Source organism: Sphaerotilus natans, assembly GCF_900156335.1.
In the GTDB taxonomy this organism is placed as follows: Bacteria; Pseudomonadota; Gammaproteobacteria; order Burkholderiales; family Burkholderiaceae_C; genus Sphaerotilus; species Sphaerotilus natans.
In genome coordinates this window covers 1-7,167 of record NZ_FTMZ01000043.1, presented here as the reverse complement: position 1 = coordinate 7,167, position 7,167 = coordinate 1, and the positions used below count along the sequence as shown (strand labels likewise).

The following is a 7,167-nucleotide window of genomic DNA, read 5'->3' as shown; positions in this document are numbered from 1 at the left end:
TTTCCAGAAAACCACTACCCCGGTCACTGCCACCACTGACGAAAAGCCACCGAGGGGCGCCCGGTCGGGTGCGTCGTCCTGGCTGAAGTGCCGCCACGGGGCAGGCTGGCCCGGCCCTCGCCCGCCTGAGGTGCGGCCGCTGCTGGCTGGACTGCTGCAGAGCGGGTCGAGTTCGAGGGCCGGCGTCCTGCTGCTGGTCACGGATGCCCAGCACCAGCCGCAGGGGCGCTGATCTGGCCGGGCTACTGCCTTGGCGTCGTCCTGGCTGCAGCAGCACCACGGGCGCAGGCCGGCCCTGAGCATGTCGAGGCGCTGGCGCTGCTGGCCGGGTCGGTGCCGAGCTGATCGAGGGTGAGGGCCTGCCTTCTGGTGTCGGTGCTGCTGGTGGCCGGCGCCCGGCGCCGATCGGGCCGGGCCGGTGTGCTGTGGGTGCATCGGCCGCCTTCAGTGGCGCCATGTCGCCGCCTGTGCTGGTGCTGGCGCTGCTGGCCGGGTTGATGCCGACCCGCTGGCGCTGGTGCGGTCGTGGGCCTGGGCAGGGGGTTGGAAAACGGCGGCGGAGGGCCGTTTTTTCCGGGAAATGATTGGGCATGTTCACCAAACAACCCCACCACCACCAATCTTGGGCAACCAAGAACGCTAATCAGAGCCCTGTGAAAATGATGATTGACTCTGGACTTGCCGACATGGCGCGGCTCTCCATCAAAGAGATTGCGGCCTTGGCGGGACTGTGCGAGCAGAGCATCCGCAACAAGATCAAGACCGGCGAGTTCCCGGCCGCCGATTACCGTTCCGGTCCGCGCTGCGTGCGTTGGTCTGCTGGCGTGGTGCGCCAGTGGCTTGAATCCACCCGAACCCCGACCGAGCAGTGACAGGCGCCATGAACATCGACATCGAGCGCTGCACTGTCGGCGCAGAGCACTACGCCGTGAGGGCGCGCGCCCTGCACACCAGCCTTGGCCTCAATGGGGACTTCACCAGTTGGTTCAAGGCGCAGGCGAAGCGGGGCGGACTCCTGGAGGGCGAGGACTACCGGGGGGTTTTCATGAAAAAGAATGAAAACCCCCTGGGGGGTCGGCCGCAGGTGGATTACGTCCTGACGTTGGATGCGGCGAAGCACATCGCGCTGATGTCCAGCAGCCCGAAGGGACGCGCCTACCGTGCCCGCCTGATCGCCGCCGAGCGCGAGCTACTGCTACGGGCGTTCTGTCGCAACCCCGATGAGCTGGCCGCGCTGCAGCGCCGGCTGACCACGGCAGAGAAGGCCGAGGCCGAGTCCTTCGCACGGGCCAGTCGCGGGGCCTCCGTCATGTCACGCCGTCGAGTCGAGAAGCCACGTCTGCAGGGCGAAGTGAACGCCCTCAGAAGCCAGCTTCAGCTTCTCCTGCAGTTTGGGTGAGGCCGTGCGCACGATTCGTCCTCATGCACAGGCGGTACCAGTGGGGTATTGCAACAATGGGCGCCACGGTGGCACACTGCGCGGCGGTGCTAGTCACACCGTTATCAGATCAGCGTTTGGCCGCCACGATAGCGCGGCTTTGTCATGCCCGAATTCCGTCAGGTTTCGGGGATGGGAGGGCCTATCCGCAAGGACGGCCGCACGGCTGATCTCGTGTGACTATCCCCATCCCCACCCGCTTCGGCTAGTCCCCGCGGCGTGTGGTTCTTCGCTGCTTGATCAGAAAGCCCGAAACCATGACGAACGCCATTCAAAGCGGCGCGCTCGCTCGCGCCTACGTTCCCCTTACCCAGATGTACCGCCGCCGCCTGGCGCATCTTCTCGCCTCGAAGGCAGAGAAGCGCCACGCGCTGCGCGCTCGTGCCTTCGAGATACTCGCCGCCGATCGTCTGCAGCTTGCAGCTCCGCGCGATCGCTTTTCGGCTCGCTGATTCTCTCTCCCCGCCGCATGTTCGGCTGACTCTCGAAAGTCAGTCGCGCTGCTGCATGCCCAAAGTAAACCAAACAAAAAGAGTTGTTTGCATCATGACCTCCACCGTTGTTTTCTCCCGCCCTGACCATCTTCAGTCTTGCCTTGACCGGATCGACCAAGCGATTGACCTGATTCGCCATTCACGCACGGGCCGGGATGTTTCCCTGCAGCTCAATGCGCTGCGGTTGACGACGGGGACGCTGATTGAGGCGCTGGATGAAAAGCCGGATATGTCGCGGGCGCTGGTTGACCAGGCTGACACGCTTCTGGCGCTGACCGCGCAGACGCTAGAACGACATGAGCACGTCGGTGTTGTGGCTGAAGTGCTGGCCCGCATTCGAGACGGCCGCGCCGACCTGGCTGAAGCGGCCTTGCACTGAACCCGGATTCCACCTCCACGAGCGGCCCGAGCACATCAGGCCGGGCTGCTGAATCGTTTGAAAGAGTGCGGACCATGAACCCGATCGCCAAGAAGGCACTACGCGAGGCCCTGCGCCTGTTGAAGCGGGCTGAGGATGCGCTCATCGGGCGCGACCCGGATGCGGAAGACATCAGCAAGGCTGTGCACTACACGAAGGCCTTGATCCTGTCGGCCAGTGATGACCCCGGCGACGCCCTATCGCGATCGATGCTGAGGGAGGCCGATGCCTTCCTGGGCGTGATCGCGCTGGCCATGCGGGCGCCAGACCAGAACCTTCCCGCCTTGGTGGGGATGTCGGTCATTGCCTGCCGTGTCTTCGTGCGCAACGCGCTGAAGGTGAGCCACGTATGAGCACGGCACTTCTGGACACGCTGCGCGCTGTTCTCGGCGCCGCGCCCGAGCGCGACATCATCCCCGGCGAGTTCATCCGCTTCGGTGGCCGCAATCGGCCGCTGTGGGTCCGGCTGTTCACCGATGGCCGTGCCGCCGTCTTCGGTGACTGGCGCACGGGTGGACATCACATCTGGAGCGAGTCGGGCCGGGCGATGGACCCGGAGGAACGCGCCGCCGCCCGAGCATGGGCAGAGCACCAGCGACAGCAGCGCGAGCGCGAGCAACGGGCCAAGTGGGCGAAGAACGCCGCCGCCGTTGCGCTGCAGTGGTCCCGCGCACGGGTGCTGGTGCCCGGCGATCCCGTCGCGCGTTACCTGGGGGTGCGGCTGGGTGTTGATCTGTGGCCCTTGCCGGCCGCGCTGCGGCATGCGCCTTCCCTGCCCTACTTCGACGAGGACCGCAAGGAGGTCGGGCGCTTCCCGGCGATGGTGGCCGCCATCACCAGCCCGGCCGGCGAGCTGCTGGCGCTGCACCGGACCTACATCACCCGAGACGGTCGAAAGGCCGATGTGCCCGGCCCGGTCAAGAAGCTGTCGCGCACCTGCGGCCCGCTGGCTGGCGCTGGTGTGGCCCTGTGGAGCGCGCCAGACGATCGGGGCGTGATCGGCGTGGCTGAAGGGCTGGAAACGGCGCTGGCGGGCCACTACGGCGGCCGGATGCCTGTCTGTGCGGCCTACAGCGCCGGAGCCCTGGCCGCTTGGCAGTGGCCAGCCGGGACGCGCCATCTGGTGATCTGGGGCGATCACGATCCGGCCGGCATCGCCGCTGCCGGGAAGCTCTACAGCCGAGCGATACGGGCCGGCCTCACCGCCAAGGTGATGACGCCGCCAACACCTGAAATGGACTGGTGCGACATCGTGCACGCCAGCAACACCGCCACCTGAGGGGGACTGATGAACAACACCGATTCCACGAACGCCATGAATGCCATGAGTGCAGCCGCCGATGACCTGATTGCCGAGTCGGCGCCCCTGCCACTGCCGCCTGATCTGCTGTCGGTGGAGGCCCTGCCGCTGCCGGCGCTGCCCGATGCGCTGCGCCCCTGGGTGGCCGACGTGTCGGAGCGCATGCAGTGCCCCCCGGACTTCGTGGGCGTGCCGATGCTGGTGGGCGCGGCTGCGCTGGTGGCTCGCCGGCTGGCGGTACGCCCTCAGGGGCTGACCGAATGGCAGGAGTCGCCAAACATGTGGGCGTTGGTGGTCGGCCGGCCGGGGATGATGAAAAGCCCGGCGATGTCCGCCGCGCTGGCCCCGCTCGAACGGCTGGAGGCCCGAAGCGCCGAGCAGTTCAACGCCGACGCCAAGGGGCACGCCGACGCGCTGCGGCTGCACAAGATGCGCACCGACGCCGCCGACAAGCTGGCCCGGCAGAAGCTGGCGAAAGACCCGAATGCCGAGATCAGCAACGCCTTCGACGGCCTGGAAGAACCGCCCGCGCCGACCCGGCCGCGCCTGCTGGTCAATGACCTGACCTATGAGGCAATGGGCCAGATCATGACGGAGAACCCGGACGGCCTGCTGTGCGTGCGCGATGAGATGCGCGGGCTGCTGACCAGCCTTCAGCGCGAGGACAACGCCGACGCCCGCGCCTTCTACCTGCAAGCCTGGAGCGGCGGACGCTACACCTTCGACCGGATCACACGGGGCACGCTGACCGTGCCGAGCGTGCGCCTGTCGCTGGTCGGCTGCATCCAACCCGGCCCGCTGGCCTCCTTCATCCGCGCTGCATCGGTGGGCGGTTCGATGGATGACGGCATGGTGCAGCGCTTCCTGATGTGCTGGCCGGACCAGTCCGGGGACTGGCGCAACGTAGACCGGCTCCCCGACAACGCCGCCAAGCGCGCCGCCTTCGACGTGTTCGAGCGCCTGCACCGCCTGCAGGCCGCTGACCTGGGCGCCGTGCAGCCGGTGGACTTCAACGGCGACCCCGAGGGCGTGCCCTTCCTGCGCTTCGCCCCCGATGCCCTGGAGCTGTTCGAGGAGTGGCGCACCGGGCTGGAAAAACGCCTGCGCTTGCCGGACATCGATGCCGCCACGGAAGGGGCACTGTCCAAGTTCCGCAAGCATGTCCCGGCGCTGGCGCTGACGCTGCACACGATCGATGGGCACGCCGGCCCGGTGAGTCGTCGGGCAACGGTGCAGGCGCTGGCGCTGGCCGACTACTTCGAGAGCCACGCCCGCCGCGCCTACGCAAGCGGGGTCCGGCCGGTGGTGGCCGCGGCAAAGGCCCTCATGCGCAAGGTGCAGGCCGGGGCGCTGCCGGCGATGTTCTCGACACGCGATGTCGCGCGCCCCTGCTGGTCGGGCCTGACGGATCGTGACGTGGTGGGGGCCGCCCTGGATTTGCTGGTGGCGCATCGGCATCTCATGGAGGTTGATGCCGGGCAGGTCGTCAAGATTGGCCGGCCTCGAACGGTCTATGTGGTCAACCCGGAGGTGATGCGATGAGACGATGGATTGAGCTACTGGCCCGCGAATCTGCAGAGGCAGCGGCTGCTGACCAGGCAGAGACGGCACAGCCTCAGATGAGGCCGGATGGTGTTCATCCGGGGGCGTCTGCTGTGCCCGGCGATACGCACCCGCCTGCGGTTCGTGCTGATGTGCTGGCGCTGGTGGGTCTGAACGATCAGGAGATCGGCCGACTGTCCGAGCGGGTGGCGGTCCTGAGGCGGCAGGGCTACAGCCTTGCGGACGCTGAACAGATCGCCGATCGGCTGCTGGTGCGCGACCGCACAGGGACCGACATGCGCGCCTGTGTCGAGTGTGCGCGGCTGATCGGGCGCCGCTGCGCCGGGGGTGAGATGGTCGGGCCGCCGCATGAGCTGCGCCGCTGCGCGCGGTTCGCCGCCCGGTCGGGCTGACTGAGCCGGCATGGTCGCTGCACGCGGGGCCGGTTGGTGCTTGCGTCTGGCGTTCTCTGGCGGGGGGTCATGTCTGGCGACTCCCCCGCCGCCGAACCGCCGCACCACATCCGCCAATCAACCAAGAAACAAGGAACATGAAATGTTTGACGCATTCGAGCAAGACACCAACGCACAGGACAAGGCCATCTTGGCACTCACGGACAAGGCCACTTCAGCGGCTGCACTGAACCTGATCCACGCCACAGGGAAAGAGCTTGAGCTTGTCGGCCGGTGGGGGCCGGAAGGGCACATCCTGATGATCTGTGAGGCGATCTTGCAGGGGATCCACGTTGATGACCTGGCCGACTACTTCAGGCGCGAGATCGAAGCCGCGAAGGATCGCGCCAAAGACAAGCGCGCCATGATCGAAGCGGTTGACCAGATCCTGAAGGCACGCCGGGGGGTGGTCCGAGAGCATGACGCGCACCTTGAGTTCATGCGCAACGCACTGCAGCGCGAGGCCGCGAGCCTGGAGGCTTCCTTGATCGGGGGGAAGGAGCGCGACGAGAAGATGGAGCGCCTGAGGGAGGCTGCAGCAGCGTCGGGCGTTGACGTTGAGGCCGTCCTTGGAGCTGTCCCCCCGCCACCTGATGCGGCTGCAGTGATGAAGCGTGTACAGCGCATGCGCGCCGATGCGGATGCCGCAACGAAGGTGCTTTTTGATCCGCTTCGGCGCCTTGAGGCGCTGCCCGAATGGATGCGCGAGGTCATCGCGATCATGGAGCCCGGAGACAAGGCGGCAGCACTCGCACTGATGCCGTACTGACCCCGTTGGAGCCCTGTTTTCGTGCGCTGCTACAGCAGTGCGGGAAATGGGGCTCTGTGGCGCTTGGTGTCGCTTCCTGATGTCTTTCGGGCGTGCTGCAACTGCTAAGGTCGCACTAAGGGTGTTTGAGGCATGCGGCACCCGCTGCGGTAGCTCGCTGAACACTGACCCTGCGGGTAGCTCTGAAGGCCGCCAGAGGGTCGTCCCGGATGTCGCAGAACATGCTTTTCGCATGAGGAAGGGACACCGGCGGGAGGGGTAGAGGGACACCGGTGGGAGGGGTGGAGGGACACCGGTGGGAGGGGTGGAGGGACACCGGTGGGAGGGGTGACACCGGCGGGAGGGGTGACACCGGCGGGAGGGGTAACGCGGACATCCATCCCACGACCCCCGGCGAGTCCTTGCCTCCAGTCTGATCGGCCTGCTGCTGGCGCTGGCCGGCGCCGACCTCCTGAGCCCGACCGGTCGCACGGTGGACTTTCGTCAGTATTGGCAGTGACCGGGGTAGTGGTTTTCTGGAAATGAGGCCCGGCCGGCGCCACCCTCAAGAGCCCGAGCGGCCCCACCAGCCCCCGACATGCTCCGGGCCGGGCCTGCTGGCCCCGTGGCGGCACTTCAACCAGGACGCCGCGCCAGCGCACCACCCGACCCGATCGGCGCCCCCTGTGGCCTGCTGCTGGCGCTGGCCGGCGCCGACCTCCTGAGCCCGACCGGTCGCACGGTGGACTTTCGTCAGTATTGGCAGTGACCGGGG

General features: G+C 67.2%; 9 protein-coding genes. All 9 read left to right on the top strand.

Annotated elements, in window-relative coordinates; translation table 11 throughout:
- Nucleotides 1–590 precede the first annotated feature (590 nt).
- The 9 genes from BW996_RS20720 to BW996_RS20685 all read left to right on the top strand — a co-directional run bounded on the left by BW996_RS20720 (nt 591) and on the right by BW996_RS20685 (nt 6,413).
- Complete coding sequence (locus BW996_RS20720; RefSeq protein WP_139330991.1) at nt 591–872, top strand: helix-turn-helix transcriptional regulator; 282 nt, start codon at nt 591–593, stop codon at nt 870–872.
- A gap of 8 nt (nt 873–880) precedes the next feature.
- Complete coding sequence (locus BW996_RS20715; RefSeq protein WP_051631751.1) at nt 881–1,399, top strand: antA/AntB antirepressor family protein; 519 nt, start codon at nt 881–883, stop codon at nt 1,397–1,399.
- A gap of 296 nt (nt 1,400–1,695) precedes the next feature.
- The gene (locus BW996_RS21525; protein WP_139330990.1) at nt 1,696–1,890 is read left to right on the top strand and encodes a hypothetical protein; all 195 of its coding nucleotides are present in this window, start codon (nt 1,696–1,698) and stop codon (nt 1,888–1,890) included.
- Nucleotides 1,891–1,984: 94 nt separating this feature from the next.
- On the top strand, nt 1,985–2,311 hold the full coding sequence (locus BW996_RS20710) for a hypothetical protein (RefSeq protein ID WP_037480149.1): 327 nt from the start codon (nt 1,985–1,987) through the stop codon (nt 2,309–2,311).
- Between the two features lie 74 nt (nt 2,312–2,385).
- Entirely contained in the window at nt 2,386–2,703 is a 318-nt protein-coding gene (locus BW996_RS20705; RefSeq protein ID WP_037480148.1) for a hypothetical protein, read from the top strand.
- Complete coding sequence (locus tag BW996_RS20700; protein WP_051631750.1) at nt 2,700–3,629, top strand: DUF7146 domain-containing protein; 930 nt, start codon at nt 2,700–2,702, stop codon at nt 3,627–3,629. Before BW996_RS20705 ends, BW996_RS20700 begins: the two co-directional genes overlap by 4 nt.
- Before the next feature lie 9 nt (nt 3,630–3,638).
- Nucleotides 3,639–5,192 carry a YfjI family protein gene (locus tag BW996_RS20695; RefSeq protein ID WP_081838025.1) on the top strand — a complete coding sequence of 518 codons (1,554 nt, stop codon included), beginning with the start codon at nt 3,639–3,641 and terminating at the stop codon, nt 5,190–5,192.
- Nucleotides 5,189–5,605, top strand: a complete 417-nt coding sequence (locus BW996_RS21520; protein WP_139330989.1) for a hypothetical protein — start codon at nt 5,189–5,191, stop codon at nt 5,603–5,605. Before BW996_RS20695 ends, BW996_RS21520 begins: the two co-directional genes overlap by 4 nt.
- Nucleotides 5,606–5,747: 142 nt before the next feature.
- Nucleotides 5,748–6,413: a hypothetical protein gene (locus BW996_RS20685; protein WP_037480143.1), complete on the top strand. Its 666-nt coding sequence runs from the start codon at nt 5,748–5,750 to the stop codon at nt 6,411–6,413.
- Nucleotides 6,414–7,167: the final 754 nt, after the last annotated feature.

Excerpts from the sequence above, each read along its gene's own strand:
- BW996_RS20720 (WP_139330991.1), top strand. The coding sequence starts at position 591 with ATGTTCACCAAACAACCCCACCACCACCAATCTTGGGCAACCAAGAAC.
- BW996_RS20715 (WP_051631751.1), top strand. The coding sequence starts at position 881 with ATGAACATCGACATCGAGCGCTGCACTGTCGGCGCAGAGCACTACGCC.
- BW996_RS21525 (WP_139330990.1), top strand. The coding sequence starts at position 1,696 with ATGACGAACGCCATTCAAAGCGGCGCGCTCGCTCGCGCCTACGTTCCC.
- BW996_RS20710 (WP_037480149.1), top strand. The coding sequence starts at position 1,985 with ATGACCTCCACCGTTGTTTTCTCCCGCCCTGACCATCTTCAGTCTTGC.
- BW996_RS20705 (WP_037480148.1), top strand. The coding sequence starts at position 2,386 with ATGAACCCGATCGCCAAGAAGGCACTACGCGAGGCCCTGCGCCTGTTG.
- BW996_RS20700 (WP_051631750.1), top strand. The coding sequence starts at position 2,700 with ATGAGCACGGCACTTCTGGACACGCTGCGCGCTGTTCTCGGCGCCGCG.
- BW996_RS20695 (WP_081838025.1), top strand. The coding sequence starts at position 3,639 with ATGAACAACACCGATTCCACGAACGCCATGAATGCCATGAGTGCAGCC.
- BW996_RS21520 (WP_139330989.1), top strand. The coding sequence starts at position 5,189 with ATGAGACGATGGATTGAGCTACTGGCCCGCGAATCTGCAGAGGCAGCG.
- BW996_RS20685 (WP_037480143.1), top strand. The coding sequence starts at position 5,748 with ATGTTTGACGCATTCGAGCAAGACACCAACGCACAGGACAAGGCCATC.